Consider the following 18,397-nt stretch of genomic DNA (forward strand, 5'->3'; position numbering starts at 1 on the left):
CCGGGGTTGTCAAAAGCCCAAAACGAAAGACGCGGCCTTGGCGGCCGCGTCTTGAACTCGAAGTCAGGAGTGCGCGTCAGAGGCTACCCAGAAACGCCCCCAGAAAAAGCGCTGCCACGATTGCGCCCACAAACAGGATACGATCCCAGTTGAGCTGCATCACCAGGCCAAGACCACGATACGATTGTTGCAAGACATGCATCTTTCACGCTCCTGCTAGTTTCCCAAGTCCCGCTCAGGTTAGCCCCCGAATGTGGCGAGACTTGGGCGCATTCACGCTTTGTTGAGAATTGTCGTCTCGTCAGCAGAACAGATCGTTACTGAGCGAGAACAGCATCAGCGACAGGATGAGGGTGATCCCCAGCGCCATCAGCACCCGCAGCACATTGTCGCTGGGCGGTTTGCCGGCCACCGCCTCGTAGGCATAGAACACCAGATGGCCACCATCCAGCGCCGGGATCGGGAACAGGTTAAGCAGCCCCACCGCCGTCGACAGTACCGCGATGAAAGCGATGAAGCTTTGCGCGCCCTGGCTGGCCACCGCGCCCGAGGCCTGGGCGATGCCCACCGGACCCGAGATGTTGCAGGTGGAAATCTGCCCCGCGATCATGTGCCAGAGCCCCGAGAGCGAGGAGTAGACGATATCGCCGGTACGGCTGACCCCGGTGGCCAGCGCCGCCAGCGGGCCGGGCGTTTCGGTCGCCGGGTCAAAGGCCTGACCGCTGGCCACACCGATCCGCCAGTTGGTCTCGTACCCTCCTTCGGGCGTGGGGCTGTCGGTGCGGCGTGGCACGAGCAGCAGCTGGAGCATCTCACCCTCGCGCCAGACATCCAGCAGCAGCGGCTTGCCGTCCGACCCCTCGACGATGTCCTTGAGTTGACGGAAGGCCACGATCGCTTCGCCGTCGATGGCCCGGATCACGTCGCCCGAGCGCAGCCCGGCATCCTGCGCGGCGCTGCGCGGCACCACAGAACCGACCAACGCCGGGAAGAACTGCGGTCCGGTCGCCGTAACCTCTGCCCCGTCGCGCATCACGGAGTATTCAAGCTGCGCCGCCAGCGGCAGCGCGCCTTCGAAATCGCGCCAGGCGGCGCCTTCCTCGGCATCGCTGGCGAAATCCGGCCCCGGAAGCGGCACGCCGCCCACCGACAGGATGGTATCGCCGGGGCGCAGGCTGGTCTCGACCCCGGGCAGATCCCGGATCTCGGCCACGGTCAGCGGCTCGACCGGGGCGCCGCGGGTCATGAAGATGACCGCGAACACCAGGATCGACATCACGAAATTGAACAGCGGTCCCGCCGCCACGGTCGCCGCCCGCGCCCAAAGCGGCGCGCCATGCATGGTGCGGCGCAGGTCACCGGGGTTGCGGCGATAGATCTCGGCCATGCTCTCGCCATCCTTGCCCGAGGCGGCATTGGCATCGCCCAGAAACTTGACGTAACCACCAAAAGGCAGCAGCGCAATCTGCCAGCGGGTGCCGCGCCGGTCCACGCGGCTCCACAACACCGGTCCGAACCCGATCGAGAACACCTCGGCATGGATGCCGGACCAGCGCCCGACGATGTAATGGCCATATTCATGCACCGCGACGATGACCGACAAGGCCACCACAAAGGCCGCGATAGTATAGAGAAGGCTGCCGAATTGCGGGATCAGTCCAATAACGTCCAAAATCTTACCCTGCTCGTTTTGCCAATGCGGCGTCGACCCTTTGACGCGCCAGATGGTCTGTTTGGGTCACAGTATCAAGGGTCATTGGGGCATCAATGAGGCCAGGATCGGACTCAAACCGGTCCAGAACGACCTCGACCAGATGCGCCATGTCCAGAAAGCCGATGCGCCCGGCGATGAAATGATCCAGCGCGCGTTCCTTGGCGGCGTTGAACACCGCGCCCGACAGCCCACCCCGCGCCATCACCCTCCGCGCCAGCCGCAGGGCGGGATAGCGGGCATCGTCCGGGGCGCGGAAATTGAGCTGCCCCAGCGCCGCAAGATCAAGCCGCGCCACCGGCAGGTCGCGCCTTTCGGGCCAGTGCAGCGCATAGCCGATGGCATGGCGCATGTCGGGCGCGCCCAGATGCGCCATCAGCGCACCATCGCGAAAGCCAACCAGTGCATGCACCATGGATTCGGGATGTACGATGACCTCGATCCGTTCCGGGTCGATCCCGAAAAACTCCCGAGTTTCAATGACCTCCAGCGCCTTGTTGAACATGGACGCGCTGTCGATGGTGATGCGCTGGCCCATGTCCCAGTTGGGGTGCTGGGCGGCCTCCTTGGCTGTGGCCCCGGCCAGCCGTTCCAGCGGCCAGTCGCGGAAGGCCCCGCCCGAGGCGGTGATGACGATCCGTTCGACCGCCGCCATGTCCTCGCCCACCAGCGCCTGGAACACCGCCGAATGCTCGCTGTCCACCGGCAGCAGCCGGGCGCCATGGCGACGCGCGGTTTCCAGTACCAAAGGCCCCGCGCAAACCAGCGTTTCCTTGTTGGCCAGCGCCAGCGTGGCGCCCTGTTCCAGAGCCGCCAGTCCGGGGGCCAGCCCCGCCGCGCCGACAATGGCCGACATCACCCAATCCGCCGGGCGCGCACCCGCCTCGATCAGGGCCGCCGGACCCGCCGCCGCCTCGACCCCGCTACCGGCCAGCGCGGCGCGCAGATCATGCAGACGCTCGGGAAAGGCAGTCACCGCCACATCGGCACGCAGCCGCCGGGCATCCTCGGCCAGTCGCCCGATATTGGCGCCACCGCTCAGCGCCACCACATCATAAGCGTCGGGATCGCGGGCAATCAGGTCAATGGTGTTCTGCCCGATGGAACCGGTGGCCCCGAAGATCGAGACCCTGCGCACAGACCCCGCTTGCATCACAGGCCCCCAAGCGTGCGCAGCAGCCCGGCCAGCAGGACAAACACCGCCGCCCCCATCATTCCGTCAAACCGGTCGAGAAATCCGCCATGGCCGGGGATCAGGTTGGAGCTGTCCTTGACCCCCATCTTCCGTTTCAGCGCGCTTTCGGCGATATCACCCGCCTGGCTGGCCATCGAGGCCAGCACCGACAGCACCAGCAGGCTGGCGCCCAGCCCCGCATATATAGCGAAGCCACCGCCAATCAGCGCGGCAGCGGCCCAGCCGCCCGCGGTCCCCGACCAGGTCTTTTTCGGGCTGACGCGCGGCCAGAACTTGGGCCCGCCGATCAACTTGCCCACGAAGTACCCCGCCACGTCGGTGGCAACCACCACCAGCACCAGCCACAGCATCCAGTCGAGGCCCATGACCTCGCGGATCCAGATGAAGCCAAGCCCGGCAAAGGCGATCCAAAGCGCGAAGACCGCGTAAAGCCCCTTGTATCGGGTCACCTGCCCGGCGCCCACCAGCGCCGGCGCCACCAAAACCGGCAGCCGGTAAAGCGGCGGAAGGTGATAGGCCAGCAGCACCGCAAATCCGGTCAGCAGCGCCATCTGCACCGCCGCCCCACCCCGTTCGGGCGCGATCATCCGCATCAGTTCCCACACCATCAGGCCGGTCACCACAGCGATGAAGCTTTCGAACCACAGACCGCCCAGCCACAGCTCGACCCCGGCCACGGCGGCCAGCACCACGGCGGACCCCACCCGGGCGGTCAGGTCGGACCAGCGCCCCTCGCTCATACCTTGACCGCGCCGAACCTGCGGTCGCGGCTCCCATAGCTTTGGCAGAGCCGGGCCAGCTCCTCGGCGGTGAAATCGGGCCAGAGCGTGTCGATGAATTCGTATTCGGAATAGGCCGACTGCCAGAGCAGGAAGTTCGAAATCCGTGCCTCGCCGCTGGTGCGGATCACCAGGTCGGGATCGGGCAGCACGCGGGTGTCGAGGTAGCGCGGCAGCGTCTCCTCGTCCACATCCTCGGGTTTCAGCCGCCCCTCGGCCACATCGCGGGCCAGACGGCGGGTGGCGCGGGCCACCTCGTCACGGCCACCATAGTTGAGCGCGATGGTCAGATGTACACCCTCATTCTCGCGGGTCTGCTCTTCGAGCGTGTCCATCAGCGCGATCAGCTTGGCATCCAGCCGCACCCGGTCGCCGATGAAACGTACGCGGACGCCCCGCGCATGCAGCGCCCGGGTCTCCTTGGCGATGTAGCGGCGAAAGAGGCTCATCAACCCGGCCACCTCGACCTGGGTCCGTTTCCAGTTCTCGGTCGAAAAGGCGAATATGGTCAGATACTTGATGCCCAGGTCGGGACAGGCCTCGACCACCTCGCGCACACGGCGGGCTCCGGCATGGTGCCCGAACAGGCGCGGACGCCCCCTTGCCTGGGCCCAGCGACCATTGCCATCCATGATGATGGCGACATGGCGCGGGCCAGAGACGGGCGCGGAAATGGGGTCCTTGGCCATTTGATCCGGCTCAGACCTGCATGATTTCGGCTTGCTTGGTCTCAAGCGCGCCGTCGACCGCCTTGATCATCTTGTCGGTCAGTTCCTGCACCTCGGCCTCCCAGAACTTCTGATCGTCCTCGGACATGCCGTCGGCCTTGGCCTTCTTGATCTGGTCCATGCCGTCGCGACGCACGTTGCGGATGGCGACGCGGGCATGTTCGGCATATTGGCCGGCGACCTTGGTCAGCTCGCGGCGGCGTTCCTCGTTCAGCTCGGGGATCGGCAGCATGATGATGGTACCGTTGAGCTGCGGGTTGATGCCGAGCCCGCTTTCGCGGATCGCCTTCTCGACCTTGCCCACCATCGACTTGTCCCAGACATTGATGGTGACCATGCGCGGCTCGGGTACGTTGACGGTGCCGATCTGGTTGATCGGGGTCATCTGTCCATAGGCCTCGACCTGGATCGGCTCCAGCATCGAGCCCGAGGCGCGACCGGTGCGCAGCGAGGCGAATTCGGTCTTGAGGTTGGCCATGGCGCCATCCATGCGGCGCTTGAGATCGTCGGTGTCGAGTTCGAAATCGTCAGACATGCTGCTCTCTCCTCTGCTTGAGGTCCTGTTTCTTGGGTCTTAAGCCATCCAGATTGGGTTGTATAGCAATCTTGGCCCGCCCCCTTTGGCCAGACGCCCGATCGCTGTGGTCAGCCCTGCACCTTGGTATAGGTGCCCTCGCCCGCCAGGATGCCGCGGAAACCGCCCGGCTCGTCCAGTGAAAAGACGATCAGCGGCAGGTTGTTGTCGCGCGCCAGCGCGATGGCCGAGGCATCCATCACCTTGAGCCGCTTGGCGAGCACATCGTCATAGCTGATCTCGTCATAACGCTCTGCGTCATCATGCAGCGCGGGGTCCTTGTCATAAACCCCGTCGACGCCATTCTTGCCCATGAAGATCGCCTCGCAGGCCATTTCATTGGCGCGCAGGGTGGCGGCGGTGTCGGTGGTAAAATAGGGGTTGCCGGTGCCGGCGGCAAAGATGCAGACCCGCTTTTTCTCGAGGTGGCGCACGGCGCGGCGGCGGATATAGGGTTCGGCCACTTCGTCCATCCGAATGGCCGAGATCACCCGGGTAAACACGCCCAGCCCTTCGAGCGCGGCCTGCATTCCCAGCGCGTTCATTACCGTGGCGAGCATCCCCATATAGTCGGCGGTTGTGCGCTCCATCCCCTGGGCGGCGCCGCTGAGGCCGCGAAAGATGTTGCCGCCACCGATCACCATGCAGATCTCGACCCCCATGTCATGCACGGTTTTGACCTCTTCGGCGATCCGCTTGACGGTGGGCGGGTGCAGGCCGAATCCCTGATCCCCCATCAGCGCCTCGCCCGAGATCTTCAGCATCACGCGCTTGTACCTGGTTTGCGAGGGATCGGACGGGGTTTCGGGGGATGTGGACGAGGTCATGTTGCGCTCCGCTTTGGCACCGGTCTATTTTCCGGCGCAAAATGGAGGAAAACCCCGATGGGTTCAATGCGGCATGGCCCCTGTCGGGCAAATGAGATGAACCGGGGCGCGCGACCATGGCTGTAGGCCGCGCCCTGCCCCCGATCCCCGAAGGCGTACCGGTGCTGATCGCGGGGCCGACCGCCTCGGGCAAATCGGCGCTGGCGCTGGAGATTGCCGAGCGGTTCGGGGGCGTTATCGTCAACGCCGATGCCAGCCAGGTCTATAACTGCTGGCGCGCGATCAGCGCGCGGCCCTCGCCAGAGGAGGAGGCACGCGCGCCGCATCGCCTCTATGGGCATCTGCCCTATGATGCGCCCTATTCCGCCGGGCACTGGCTGCGCGAGGTGACACCGCTGCTGGACGGCCCGGACCGGCCGATCATCGTGGGCGGTACCGGGCTCTATTTCACCGCGCTGACCGAGGGTATGGCCGAAATCCCCGCCACCCCGCCCGATATCCGGACCGAAGCGGATGCACTGCCCCTCGATACGCTGCTGGCGGGGATCGACCCGGCCACCGCCGCCGGGCTGGACCGGATGAACCGGGCGCGCGTTCAGCGCGCCTGGGAGGTCGAGCGCGCCACCGGGCGGGCGCTGCATCTGTGGCAGGCAGACACGCCACCACCCCCACTGCCGCTGGCGCGCACGGTGCCGCTGGTGCTTGAGGTGGACAAGCTGTGGCTGTGGGACCGCATCGCGCGCCGGTTCGACCAGATGCTGGACGAGGGCGCGCTGGCAGAGGTGGCCGCGATGGCCGACCGATACGACCCGGCCCTGCCCGCCTTCAAGGCGATCGGCGTGCCCGAGCTGATGGCGCATCTGCGCGGCGAGATCACGCTGGACGCGGCGCGCGAACGTGCCAGTATCGCCACACGCCAATATGCCAAGCGGCAACGCAGCTGGTTCCGCGCCCGCATGGGCAATTGGCATCGCCTGCCCGTAAACGGCTGAGCGGTTGGCATTGACCACAAGCGCTGGCAGGATCGCATGTCATGGCCCATGACCCCGCCGAGATAGCAGATATCCGCCTGTCGACCCTGGCGCAGCTGATGCCGCTGGGGCGCTGGCAGGTGCAGCTGGCGCATGACCGGGGCCACCACCTGCTGCTGTGGATCACCCGTGGTCAGGGCACCGGGCTGTTGGATGGCGGACGGATCGGGTTCGGCGCCCATAACGCGCTGTTCGTGCCGGCGCGCCACCTGATGGCGCTGGACCTTGGGCGCGGCTGTCTGGGGCAGGCGCTGCTAATCCCAGGGACCAGCGCGATCCCGCTGCCGGCGCGACCGCTGCTGCTGCGCATCCGCGCGGCGGCGGATCAGGTCGAGCTGACCGGCCTGCTCGACGCGCTGGCGCGCGAGCAGAGCGGCACAAGGGCGCTCGGCGCAACCGCGATGGAAAGCTGGGCGCAGCTAGCGGCGATCTGGCTGCGCCGACAGAGCGATCACGACGACCTGCCCCGCCCCAGCGACCGCGCCCGCGACCTGACGCGCCGCTATGGCGCGCGTTTGGTTCAGGCCTTTGACAGTGGCGCCACCGTGGCCGAGCATGCCGCCGCTATCGACGTCTCGCCTGCCCATCTGACCCGCCTGTGCATGACCGCCACCGGGCTGGGCGCGGCCGAGCTGTTACACCAGAGGCTGGAGCACGCCGCGCGCGGGCTGATCTGCACCAGCCCGGCCAACCTAGGCGATATCGCGCGGCACCTTGGATTCGCCAGCTCGGCGGTTTTTGGCCGCTTTATCCGTCGCCGCACCGGACTCACCCCGGGGGCGCTGCGCCGCAACAACCACCCCAAATAGACACTCCTGTCCATTTTTGCTGAACATATGAAGGTTTTCGACATACCGATGTCGCTTTTTGGCCAAGATGTGACGAAACCAATCATTGACGCAGGCGGGAATCTATTGCGGAATAGGCGCATGGGGACGCCAGAATTCCATCGGACGGCAACAGACCCGCAGCAGCGCAGCAGGCGCCACACGGGCCGCAGACCGACCGCTAATCGAAAAAAGTCACAGGGAGACTTTCATGACCACACACGAAACCCGCAAGCAGCCGGTACACTGGGCTGCCGAAATGCATGCGCAGGAGTTCCGCGACGGCAAGCTGAGCCGCCGTGAGTTCCTGACCCGCGCCACCGGTCTGGGTGTCAGCGCCGCCGCAGCCTATGGGCTGATCGGTCTGACCGCGCCGACCCCTGCTGTCGCCTCAGAAGCCAAGCAGGGCGGTACCCTGCGCGTGCAGATGAGCGTGCGCGAACTGAAGGATCCGCGCACCTACGACTGGTCCGAACTGGGCAACGAAACCCGTGGCACCATGGAATATCTGGTCGAGTACAACTCGGACGGGACCTTCCGCGGGATCCTTCTGGAAAGCTGGGAGATCAACGACGACGCCACCGTCTATACCCTGAACGTCCGCAAGGGCGTCACCTGGAACAACGGCGAAGACTTCACTGCCGATGACGTGGCGCGCAACATCGCCCGCTGGTGTGACAAGAGCTCGGAAACCAACTCGATGGCGGGCCGTTTCGCCACCCTGATCGACGCCGACAGCGGCCAGGCGATCGACGGCGCGATCGAAGTGGTCGACAGCCACACTGTGCGCCTGAACCTGCCCAATTCTGACATCTCGCTGATCGCGGGCATGTCGGACTATCCGGCGGCCATCGTACACAGCTCGTTCAGCGAAAGCGACCTGACCAACAATGTGGGCACCGGCCCCTATGTGATCGAAGAGCTGGAAGTGGGCGTGAAATGCACCCTGGTGCGTAACGAGAATCACAACTGGTGGGGCGAGGCGGTGTTCGGCCGTCCGGCACTCGACCGGATCGAATATATCGACTATGGCACCGACCCGTCGGCCTGGCTGTCGGCTCTGGAATCCGACGAAGTGGACATGCTGCACGAGTCCGTCGGTGAATTCATCGACGTGATGGATGGGCTGGGCTATGCCAAGTCCGAAGTGGTGACCATGAGCACGATCGTGGTACGTCCGAACCAGCTGGCCGAGATCGACGGCGTGAAACCCTATGCCGACAAGCGCGTGCGTCAGGCCATCTCGATGGCCGTGGACAACGCGGTCTGCCTGGAACTGGGCTATGGCGGGCGCGGCGCGCCGGCTGAAAACCACCATGTCGGCCCGAGCCACCCGGAATATGCCGAGCTGCCCGCACGCAAGCACGATCCGGCCGCGGCCAAGGCCCTGATGGAAGAAGCCGGGATGATGGATTTCGAGCACGAGATCGTCTCCATCGACGACGACTGGCGCCGCAACACCACCGACGCCGTGGCAGCCCAGCTGCGCGACGCGGGCTTCAAGGTGAAACGGACGGTTCTGCCCGGCTCGACCTTCTGGAACGACTGGACCAAGTATCCTTTCAGCTCGACCAACTGGAACCACCGTCCGCTGGGCGTCCAAATCTGGGCACTGGCCTATCGTTCGGGCGAGGCCTGGAACGAGTTCGGCTGGGCCAACCCCGAGTTCGACGCCATCCTGGCCGAGGCGCTGGCGCTGGCCGATGCCGACAAGCGGCGCGAGGTGGTGGCCAGGGGCGAGGCCCTGATCCAGGAGGAAGGCGTGACCATCCAGCCCTATTGGCGCGCGCTCTACCGTCACATGAAAGAGGGTCTGGTGGGCACCGACATGCACATCGCCTTTGAACACCACCACTACAAGTGGGGCTGGGCGGCCTGATCGGCCACCACCCGATATCGACCGGAGCGCGCCTTTGGGCGCGCTCCTCCAGCCGCAGCATTGCCCCGCGCCCCGTGCCGGGGTGAAGACGCCGACACCAAGGGCGCGAGAGCTGCGGACCAGCCTGACCAACAGGGGCTAACATGGGACTTTTCATTCTCCGGCGGTTCGGGGTGATGCTGCTGACGGCATTGTGCCTGACCTTCGTGGTCTTCTTCCTCACGAACCTCTATCCGAACCTCGAAAAACTGGCGAAAACGCAGGGCAACCAGCGGATGAGCGACGAGCAGGTGCAGACCTGGCTCGACAATCGCGGTTACAGCGACCCGCTGCTCACCAAATACGGCCGCTGGCTGGGCGTGGTGCCGGGCTTTACCAAGATCCTGAATGACGGTCAGTTCGTCGGAACCTGCGTGCGCCCCGGGCAAACCCCGGAAGAGACGCCGCGGTTTTGCGGTATCGTTCAGGGCGACTGGGGGTATTCGACACGGTTCAAGGCCGATGTGGACGAGATCATCTGGAAACGGCTGGGCAACACGCTTTACCTGATGATGTGGGTCATGATCCTGATGGTGCCCTCTGCCCTGCTCGTGGGTGTGCTGGCAGGGATGCGCGAGGGGTCGCGCACCGACCGGTCACTGTCGACCTTCTCGATCCTCAGCACGGCAACGCCGGAATATGTCTCGGGCGTGATCTTCATCGCGGTCTTCACCTCGTCGACGGTGGGGCTGAAATGGTTCAAGGGCACCGCAACCCAGGCGATGGAGCAGCCGACGTTCGAAAATTTCTTCCTGCCGGTGTTGACTATCGCGCTCTATGGCATGGGCTATATCGCGCGGATGACGCGCGCCTCGATGACCGAGGTGATGACGGCGCAATACATCCGCACTGCGCGGCTCAAGGGCGTGTCCTTCCCCAATATCGTGATCAAGCACGCGCTGAGAAACGCGCTGATCGCGCCTTTTACAGTGATCATGCTGCAATTCCCCTGGCTGCTCAACGGTGTCGTCATCGTCGAGAGCCTGTTCAACTACAAGGGCTTCGGCTGGGTTCTGGTCGAGGCGGCGGGCAATAACGACATCCAGCTCTTGCTGGCGGTATCGGTGGTTTCGGTCTTCGTGGTTCTGATCACGCAGCTGATCTCGGATATCGGCTATGTCTACCTCAACCCGCGCATCCGCATTTCGTAAGGGAGGAACGGAACATGGAACCTCTCGGTACATTCGAAATCATCATCCGCGTGCTGTATCAGCTGTCATCGGTCTGGATCGCGCTCTTGTTGCTCTTTGCCCTGTCGATCGCCTTCAAGCGGCGGCTGGGCCTTTATGGCAAGCTGTTTGACAGTCCGATCGGCATGATCGGCTTTGGCCTGGTGATGTTCTGGGTCTTTGTCGGCATCTTTGGCGCCATGGACCTGATCATCACCCATGACCCGCTGAGCCAGGTCTCGGGCATGAAGAACAAGGTGCCCGGCACACCGCTGGCCGGCGCGGGTGAAGGTGACTATGCCTGGTATCTGCTGGGCGGCGACAATCTGGCGCGTGACGTGTTCAGCCGGGTGGTCAAGGGCGCCTGGATCGTGGTGCAGATCGCACCGCTGGCCACGCTCTTTGCCTTTATGGTCGGGATCACCCTGGGCCTGCCTGCCGGATATTACGGCGGTCGGCTGGACACGTTCCTGTCCTTCCTCGCCAACCTGATCCTGGCCTTTCCGGTCATCCTGCTGTTCTACCTGCTGGTCACACCCGAGATCGTGGCAACCGGCCTGCCCACCATGATGGCCATCGTGCTGTTCATGTTCCCGATCATCTTTCTGGGCGTGCTGCTGAACTCGCGCTACCGTACCCAGCCCGCGTTCCGCACGCCGCTGCTGATCGGGGTGCTGGGGTTCGCGCTGTGGCTCTATCTGGCGCTGATTTCGGAGAACGGCTATCTGGTGCGCAGCATCCCCGGCCTGCCTTCGGTGCTTGACCCGTTCGACATTCCGGGCGGCATCCTGGTGGTCTTTGTCTCGGTGGTCTTCGTCAACTCGCCCACGGTGTTCCGTATCGTGCGGGGCCTGGCGATGGACATCAAGACACGCGACTATGTCGCCGCCGCCCAGACCCGCGGCGAAGGCCCCTGGTACATCATGCTGTGGGAGATCCTGCCCAATGCGCGCGGGCCGCTGATCGTCGATTTCTGTCTGCGCATCGGCTATACCACCATCCTTTTGGGCACGCTGGGCTTCTTTGGCCTGGGTCTGCCGCCGGAAAGCCCGGACTGGGGCAGCACGATCAACGAAGGGCGCAAGCTGTTGTCGATCTACCTGCACCCGGCCCTGCCGCCGGCGCTGGCGCTGCTGTCGCTGGTTCTGGGCCTGAACCTCTTGGCGGACGGGTTGCGCGAAGAAAGCCTGAAGGACTGACGTGATCAAAGCCGGGGGGCCAGCCCCCCGGACCCCCCGGGATATTTGGAGCAAGAGGAAGAAGGCTTTCCTTCCGCTCCGACAGGGAGACAAGAACATGAGCAAGATGGCGGAATATGACGGGCCGATCCTGGAGATCGACAAGCTGTCGATTTCCTTTTTCACCCGGCTGCGGGAGATCCCCGCAGTGATGGATTTCTCGGTCAGCGTGCAGCCCGGCGAGGCGGTGGGGCTGGTGGGCGAATCCGGCTGCGGCAAATCCACCGTGGCGCTGGGGGTGATGCAGGACCTGGGCAAGAACGGCCGCATCGTCGGCGGCACCATCAAGTTCAAGGGTCGCGACCTGGCCGAGATGAGCGCCGACGAATTGCGCGACATTCGCGGCAACGAGATCGCGATGATCTATCAGGAGCCGATGGCCAGCCTGAACCCGGCGATGAAGATCGGCAAACAGCTGATGGAAGTGCCGATGATCCATGAAGGCGTGTCTGCCGAAGAGGCGCGCAAACGGGCGCTGGAAGTGGTGACCGATGTGCGCCTGCCCGACCCCGAGCGGATGCTGAACAGCTATCCGCACCAGCTGTCGGGCGGCCAGCAGCAGCGCATCGTCATCGCCATGGCGCTGATGTCGAAACCGGCGCTGCTGATCCTGGACGAGCCCACCACCGCGCTTGATGTGACGGTCGAGGCCGCCGTGGTCGCGCTGGTCAAGGATCTGGGCAAGAAATACGGCACCTCGATGCTGTTCATCAGCCACAACCTGGGCCTGGTGCTGGAGACCTGCGACCGGCTGTGCGTTATGTATTCCGGCGAGGCGGTCGAGCGCGGCTCGATCAAGGATGTGTTCGACGAGATGCAGCACCCCTATACCCAGGCGCTGTTCCGCTCGATCCCGCTGCCCGGCGCCGACAAGAACAGCCGCCCGCTGGTGGCCATTCCCGGTAACTTCCCCCTGCCGCACGAGCGCCCGCCCGGCTGCAATTTCGGGCCGCGCTGCGATTATTTCGAAGCCGGGCGCTGTGACGCGCAGGACATCCTGATGGAGGCGGTGCCGGGCAATGACCGCCACCACACCCGCTGCCTGAAGTTCCGCGAGATCGACTGGAACGCGCCGATTGCCCTGGGCGAACAGAAGGCAAAGGCGCAGGTTGGCGATGTCGTCCTGAAGATGGACAACCTCAAGAAATATTACGAGGTGGCCGCGAATGCCCTGTTCGGCGGCGGTGAAAAGAAGGTGGTCAAGGCCAACGAGACCCTGTCCTTCGAGGCGCGCGAATCCGAAACCCTGGCCATCGTCGGCGAATCGGGCTGCGGCAAGTCCACCTTTGCCAAGGTGCTGATGGGGTTGGAAACCGCCACCGACGGGAAAATCCTGCTGGACAATCGCAGCATCGAACAGATCCCGATCGAGGCGCGCGACACCAAGACCGTGTCGGATGTGCAGATGGTGTTCCAGAACCCGTTCGACACGCTCAACCCCTCGATGACCGTAGGCCGCCAGATCATCCGCGCACTGGAGATCTTTGGCATCGGCAAGAACGATGGCGAGCGCCAACAGCGGATGCTGGAACTGCTCGATCTGGTAAAACTGCCGCGCGCCTTTGCCGAGCGGATGCCGCGACAGCTGTCGGGTGGCCAGAAACAGCGCGTCGGCATCGCCCGCGCCTTTGCCGGCGGCGCCCGCATCGTGGTGGCGGACGAGCCGGTCTCGGCGCTGGACGTTTCGGTGCAGGCGGCGGTGACCGACCTGTTGATGGAGATCCAGCGCGAGCAGAAGACGACGCTGCTGTTCATCAGCCATGACCTGTCGATCGTGCGTTATCTCAGCGACCGGGTGATGGTGATGTATCTGGGCCATGTGGTCGAGCTGGGCACCACCGACCAGGTGTTCAGCCCGCCCTACCACCCCTATACCGAGGCACTGCTGAGCGCGGTGCCGATCGCCGACACCTCGGTGATCAAGGAACATATCGTGCTCGAAGGCGACATCCCCTCGGCGATGAACCCGCCGCCGGGCTGCCCGTTCCAGACCCGCTGCCGCTGGAAATCCGAAGTGCCGGGCGGCCTGTGCGACAAGGACGTGCCTCCAGTGCGCCAACTGGGCGACGGCCATCAGGTGAAATGCCACCTGAGCGACGATGTGCTGGCCAGAATGGGCCCCGTGATCAAGATCGCCGCAGAATAGGCAGAAACACGAAACCCGCAGCCTTCGGCCTGCGGGTTTTCTCGAATAGCGGGGCTGTGACGGCGCGCTTTGCGAGTGAGCGGGCTCAGCTGCCCCAGATCACCTTGACGTAGTTTTTGGTCTCTTCATAGGGCGGCACGTCGCCGTATTTCTCGACCGCTTCGGGACCGGCGTTATAGGCCGCCAGCGCCAGGCGCCACGATTTGAACTTGCGGTATTGCCACGACAGATAGCGGGCACCGCCGTCGAGATTCTCATACGGATCGCCCGGATCAACCCCCAATGCGCGGGCGGTGCCCGGCATCAGCTGGGCCAGGCCCATCGCACCCTTGTGCGATTTGGCATGCGGATTCCAGCCGCTTTCCTGCTGCACCAGTCGCAGAAACAGATCCTCGGGGATATTGTGGCGCCGGGCCGCGTCGCGGGCCATTTGCAGGTATTCGCCCTTGTACTTGCCAGCGTATCTGCGGGTCGAAGTGCGCTCGGCGCTCGGCGGTTGCAGGCGCGAGGAGCTTTCGTATTGGCTCGCAGCCCTGGTATCCAGTAGTCGCGCCTGTTTCTGGAACAGGTCGCGCCGGTTCTTGGTCGAAAACATATCGGCACTCGCAGGCAGGCCCGACAGGGCAACCGCGGCCACCATGAAACCGGAAAAGAGTCTGCGCATTGGAAATAACCTGTCCGTAACCCCTTGCCGGCAACTATAGCTGGTTTGGCGGTGAAGAAAACCCTGCCTGCACGCTGGCGCGGATCAGGCGAATAGAGCTACCGGTTTCCCTCTGCCCACGCGCGCGTGTAGGGTTTGTCGGGACGGGTCGGCGAGATTCGGGCCGATCACAACACAAGATGCAACAAGAACAGGAGACGGGGAACCCATGGCTGGCTCGGTCAATAAAGTCATTCTGGTGGGAAATCTGGGCCGCGACCCCGAGGTGCGGACATTTCAGAATGGAGGCAAGGTGTGCAATCTGCGCATCGCCACTTCTGAAACCTGGAAGGATCGCAATACGGGCGAACGGCGCGAACGGACCGAATGGCATTCGGTCGCCATCTTCAGCGAAGGTCTGGTCCGCGTGGCCGAACAATATCTGCGCAAAGGGTCCAAGGTCTATCTGGAGGGCCAGTTGCAGACTCGTAAATGGCAGGACCAGTCCGGCCAGGACCGCTATTCCACCGAGGTGGTGCTGCAGGGGTTTGGCGCGACGCTGGTGATGCTCGACGGGCGCGGCGAAGGCGGAAGCGGCGGCGGCGGCTTTGGCAGCGGTCAGGGCGGCGGTGACAGCTATGGCGGCGGTTACGACAGCGGCCCGGCAGGCGATCCCTATGGCGGCTCGTCGGGGGGCGGTAGCAGCGGCGGTGGACGCGGACGCGCTCCCGCATCGGGCGGCATCGACGACGACGAGATCCCGTTCTAAGACCGGAGGCATATCATGACATGGTCCTTCACCCTCGGCCGTTTCTTTGGCTCGGAACTGAAGGTCCATGTCACCTTCTTTCTGCTCATCGCCTGGATCGGCATCTCGGCCTATCAGATGGGCGGCTGGCCCAGCGCGGTGGAAAACACCGGTTTTGTGGTGGCCCTGTTTGCCTGTGTGGTGGCGCATGAATATGGTCACGCCCTGACCGCGCGCCGCTATGGCATCCGCACTCCCGATATCACCTTGCTGCCCATCGGCGGGCTGGCCAGGCTGGACAAGATGCCTGAGAAGCCGGGGCAAGAGATCGTGGTGGCGCTGGCCGGTCCGGCGGTTAATGTGGCGATCTGGGCCGCCCTCACCCTTGTCGGTGTCGATACCAGGTTCGAAACGCTGACCGCAATCGACAGCGCCGAGCCCGATTTCCTGGGCCGGTTGGCCATGGTCAACCTGTTCCTGGCGGTGTTCAACCTGATCCCGGCCTTTCCGATGGATGGCGGCCGGGTGCTGCGTGCCTCGCTCAGCCTTACGATGGACCGGGTGCGCGCCACCCGCATCGCCGCCGCCGCCGGGCAGCTGGTGGCGCTGCTCTTTGGCTTTGCCGGGCTCAGCGGCGGCAACCCGGTACTGGTGCTGATCGCGGTCTTTGTCTTTATCGCCGCCAATGCCGAGGCGCAGGATGTCGCCATGCGCGCGGTGACCCGTCGCCTGCTGGCGCGCGACGCGATGATCACCCGCTTCGAGACGCTGGGTCCCGCCGACACGCTGGCCACCGCCGCGCAGGCGGTGCTGCACACCACCCAGCATGAATTTCCGGTGCTGGATGGGGACGGGCGCCTTTTGGGATTTGTGACACGGGCACGGCTGTTCGCGGCGCTGGCCTCGGATCATCCACGTTCGGATTCGGCAGAAACCGTGATGGAGCGTGACATCCCGCAGGTACCGCTCGCCAGCGGGTTGGAGACGGTGCTGGACGCGCTTTATCAGGGGGCGCCCGCGGTCGCCATCACCACGACTGATGGGCGGATGCTGGGTTATGTCACCCGCGAGAACGTGGGCGAGCTGATGGTGATCCAGGGGCGATAATCGACCCCTTTTCAGCAGCTTGCCAGCGCATCCTCAAGTACCGACAGCACCGCCTCGCGCGGGACGTCCGAGGTGACGAAGGCCTGTCCGATGCCGCGCGCCAGGATAAAGCGCAACTGGCCATCCACCACCTTCTTGTCCTGCGCCATCAGGTCGACCAACGCTGCTGCACCCGGCAGATCGCCGGGGATATCGCACAGATCGGTCTTCATCCCCATTGCCTTGAGATGCGCGCGCACCCGGCTTGGGTCCTCTTGCGAACAAAGCCCCAACCGCGCCGAGAGTTCGAACGCCAGCGCGCAGCCGATCGCCACCCCTTCGCCATGCAACAGCCGGTCGGAATAGCCGGTCGCGGCCTCGAGCGCGTGACAGAAGGTATGACCGAGGTTCAACAGCGCCCGGTCCCCCTGTTCGGTCTCGTCGCGGGCGACGATATCGGCCTTCATCTGAACCGAGCGGGTCACCGCCTCGACCCGGGCGGCCATGTCACCCGCGGCCAGCGCCGGGCCCTGCGCTTCGAGCCAGTCAAAGAACGCCGCATCGCCCAGCAGCCCGTATTTCACCACCTCGCCATAGCCGGCGAGGAAATCGCGGGCCGTCAGTGTGCCCAGCACCGACGTATCGGCCAGCACCAGCGAGGGCTGGTGAAAGGCGCCGATCAGGTTCTTGCCGTGGGAGGCATTGATACCGGTCTTGCCGCCCACCGAACTGTCCACCTGCGCCAGAAGCGAGGTCGGGATCTGCACGAACCGCACGCCCCGGCGCAGAATGGCGGCGGCAAAGCCCGCCAGATCGCCGATCACACCACCGCCAAAGGCCACAACGATATCGTTGCGCTCGACCTTCTCGGCCAGCAGCCAGTCGACCGCGCGTTCCAGATGCGGCCAGCTTTTGGTGGCCTCGCCCGGCGGCAGCGCCAGCGCCTGCATCGTGATCCCGCCAGCGGCCAGACCTTCGCGCAGCGCCTCCAGATGCAGGCTTGCCACCGTCTCATCGGTCAGCACGCAGACCCGGCGCCGTTTCAGCAGGGGTGCAATGCGCGCGCCCGCCTCGGCCAGCAGCCCCGGGCCGATTTCCACATCATAGCTGCGCGCCCCCAGCGCCACATGCACCGTGTTCATCATGTCAGCTCAGTTCCAATACATCCTTGCGCGTTGCCAACGCCGCGATCACCCGGTCAACCATCTGCTCGATCGCGGTTTCGCCATCGGAAATCACGCAGAGATCGGCCTCGGAGTAAAGCGGCACCCGCGCCTCATAAAGCGCGCGCAAGGTCGCACGCGGATCGGCGGTGCGCAGCAGCGGGCGGGTGTCCTTATGCCGGACCCGATTCCACAGCACCGTCAGATCGGCCTTGAGCCAGACCGACACGCCACGCTCGGAGATCATCCGGCGATTCGCCTCGGCCAGAAAGGCGCCGCCACCGGTGGACAGCACGCAGGGCGCCCCCTTCAGCAGCCGCCCGATGACCTGGCTTTCGCGGTCGCGAAAGAATGCCTCGCCATCACGCTCGAAAATCTCGGGGATCGACATGTTTGCGGCATTTTCGATCTCGGCGTCGCTGTCCAGAAAGGGCACGCCCAGGCGCTGCGCCAGGGCCCGGCCCACGGCGGTCTTGCCCGCCCCCATCATGCCAACCATGACGACGGTCTTGCGCAGCGCGGCGGCGCGACCATCTTCTGTTTTGGCCGAGTTATGCTCAATTTTGCTCATTGTCCTCTGAATGACGTGATCTTGTGAAAAAGGCCAGTTATAA

At 64.5% G+C, this 18,397-nt stretch carries 18 protein-coding genes; 8 read left to right on the forward strand and 10 right to left on the reverse strand.

Features of this window, described 5'->3' with window-relative positions:
• Positions 1 to 76 precede the first annotated feature (76 nt).
• The 7 genes from AC2FNY_RS03065 to pyrH form a co-directional block, all read right to left on the reverse strand.
• Positions 77 to 202, reverse strand: coding sequence for a hypothetical protein (locus AC2FNY_RS03065; RefSeq protein WP_255699810.1), 126 nt, complete (start codon positions 200 to 202; stop codon positions 77 to 79).
• A 99-nt stretch (positions 203 to 301) separates the two neighbouring features.
• Positions 302 to 1,672 (reverse strand): RIP metalloprotease RseP, encoded by a 1,371-nt coding sequence (gene rseP / locus AC2FNY_RS03070; RefSeq protein WP_496801588.1) that lies wholly within the window; start codon positions 1,670 to 1,672, stop codon positions 302 to 304.
• A 4-nt stretch (positions 1,673 to 1,676) separates the two neighbouring features.
• The gene (gene dxr, locus AC2FNY_RS03075; RefSeq protein ID WP_496801700.1) at positions 1,677 to 2,849 is read right to left on the reverse strand and encodes a 1-deoxy-D-xylulose-5-phosphate reductoisomerase; all 1,173 of its coding nucleotides are present in this window, start codon (positions 2,847 to 2,849) and stop codon (positions 1,677 to 1,679) included.
• 14 nt (positions 2,850 to 2,863) lie between these two features.
• The gene (locus AC2FNY_RS03080; protein WP_496801589.1) at positions 2,864 to 3,646 is read right to left on the reverse strand and encodes a phosphatidate cytidylyltransferase; all 783 of its coding nucleotides are present in this window, start codon (positions 3,644 to 3,646) and stop codon (positions 2,864 to 2,866) included.
• Positions 3,643 to 4,374, reverse strand: a complete 732-nt coding sequence (uppS, locus tag AC2FNY_RS03085; RefSeq protein ID WP_496801590.1) for an undecaprenyl pyrophosphate synthase — start codon at positions 4,372 to 4,374, stop codon at positions 3,643 to 3,645. The genes AC2FNY_RS03080 and uppS overlap by 4 nt, the downstream gene beginning before the upstream one ends.
• 10 nt (positions 4,375 to 4,384) lie before the next feature.
• Positions 4,385 to 4,948, reverse strand: coding sequence for a ribosome recycling factor (gene frr / locus AC2FNY_RS03090; RefSeq protein ID WP_234136454.1), 564 nt, complete (start codon positions 4,946 to 4,948; stop codon positions 4,385 to 4,387).
• 110 nt (positions 4,949 to 5,058) lie between these two features.
• Positions 5,059 to 5,814, reverse strand: a complete 756-nt coding sequence (pyrH, locus tag AC2FNY_RS03095; protein ID WP_496801591.1) for a UMP kinase — start codon at positions 5,812 to 5,814, stop codon at positions 5,059 to 5,061.
• A 116-nt stretch (positions 5,815 to 5,930) separates the two neighbouring features.
• Between pyrH and miaA the strand changes: the two genes are divergently transcribed.
• From miaA to AC2FNY_RS03125, 6 genes are all read left to right on the forward strand, one after another.
• Positions 5,931 to 6,806 (forward strand): tRNA (adenosine(37)-N6)-dimethylallyltransferase MiaA, encoded by an 876-nt coding sequence (gene miaA / locus AC2FNY_RS03100; RefSeq protein ID WP_496801592.1) that lies wholly within the window; start codon positions 5,931 to 5,933, stop codon positions 6,804 to 6,806.
• Between the two features lie 41 nt (positions 6,807 to 6,847).
• Entirely contained in the window at positions 6,848 to 7,654 is an 807-nt protein-coding gene (locus tag AC2FNY_RS03105) for a helix-turn-helix transcriptional regulator (protein ID WP_234215865.1), read from the forward strand.
• A gap of 229 nt (positions 7,655 to 7,883) precedes the next feature.
• On the forward strand, positions 7,884 to 9,551 hold the full coding sequence (locus tag AC2FNY_RS03110; protein WP_496801593.1) for an ABC transporter substrate-binding protein: 1,668 nt from the start codon (positions 7,884 to 7,886) through the stop codon (positions 9,549 to 9,551).
• Between the two features lie 143 nt (positions 9,552 to 9,694).
• Positions 9,695 to 10,741, forward strand: a complete 1,047-nt coding sequence (locus AC2FNY_RS03115; protein ID WP_496801594.1) for an ABC transporter permease — start codon at positions 9,695 to 9,697, stop codon at positions 10,739 to 10,741.
• A gap of 14 nt (positions 10,742 to 10,755) precedes the next feature.
• The gene (locus tag AC2FNY_RS03120) at positions 10,756 to 11,958 is read left to right on the forward strand and encodes an ABC transporter permease (protein ID WP_234162422.1); all 1,203 of its coding nucleotides are present in this window, start codon (positions 10,756 to 10,758) and stop codon (positions 11,956 to 11,958) included.
• A 97-nt stretch (positions 11,959 to 12,055) separates the two neighbouring features.
• Positions 12,056 to 14,143: a dipeptide ABC transporter ATP-binding protein gene (locus AC2FNY_RS03125; protein WP_496801595.1), complete on the forward strand. Its 2,088-nt coding sequence runs from the start codon at positions 12,056 to 12,058 to the stop codon at positions 14,141 to 14,143.
• Between the two features lie 85 nt (positions 14,144 to 14,228).
• On the opposite strand, the gene AC2FNY_RS03130 is transcribed toward AC2FNY_RS03125, so the two are convergent.
• Positions 14,229 to 14,807: a lytic transglycosylase domain-containing protein gene (locus AC2FNY_RS03130; RefSeq protein ID WP_496801596.1), complete on the reverse strand. Its 579-nt coding sequence runs from the start codon at positions 14,805 to 14,807 to the stop codon at positions 14,229 to 14,231.
• Between the two features lie 208 nt (positions 14,808 to 15,015).
• Here AC2FNY_RS03130 and ssb point away from each other — a divergent pair, with 208 nt between their 5' ends.
• The gene (ssb, locus tag AC2FNY_RS03135; RefSeq protein WP_496801597.1) at positions 15,016 to 15,555 is read left to right on the forward strand and encodes a single-stranded DNA-binding protein; all 540 of its coding nucleotides are present in this window, start codon (positions 15,016 to 15,018) and stop codon (positions 15,553 to 15,555) included.
• A 15-nt stretch (positions 15,556 to 15,570) separates the two neighbouring features.
• Positions 15,571 to 16,641, forward strand: coding sequence for a site-2 protease family protein (locus AC2FNY_RS03140; protein WP_496801598.1), 1,071 nt, complete (start codon positions 15,571 to 15,573; stop codon positions 16,639 to 16,641).
• Between the two features lie 11 nt (positions 16,642 to 16,652).
• Here AC2FNY_RS03140 and aroB read toward each other — a convergent pair whose 3' ends face one another.
• Together aroB and AC2FNY_RS03150 are read right to left on the reverse strand one after the other, a co-directional pair.
• Positions 16,653 to 17,765, reverse strand: a complete 1,113-nt coding sequence (aroB, locus tag AC2FNY_RS03145) for a 3-dehydroquinate synthase (RefSeq protein ID WP_496801599.1) — start codon at positions 17,763 to 17,765, stop codon at positions 16,653 to 16,655.
• 1 nt (position 17,766) lies between these two features.
• Positions 17,767 to 18,354 carry a shikimate kinase gene (locus AC2FNY_RS03150; protein WP_496801600.1) on the reverse strand — a complete coding sequence of 196 codons (588 nt, stop codon included), beginning with the start codon at positions 18,352 to 18,354 and terminating at the stop codon, positions 17,767 to 17,769.
• Positions 18,355 to 18,397 lie beyond the last annotated feature (43 nt).

It is taken from the genome of Ruegeria sp. BHSC223 (assembly GCF_059613025.1).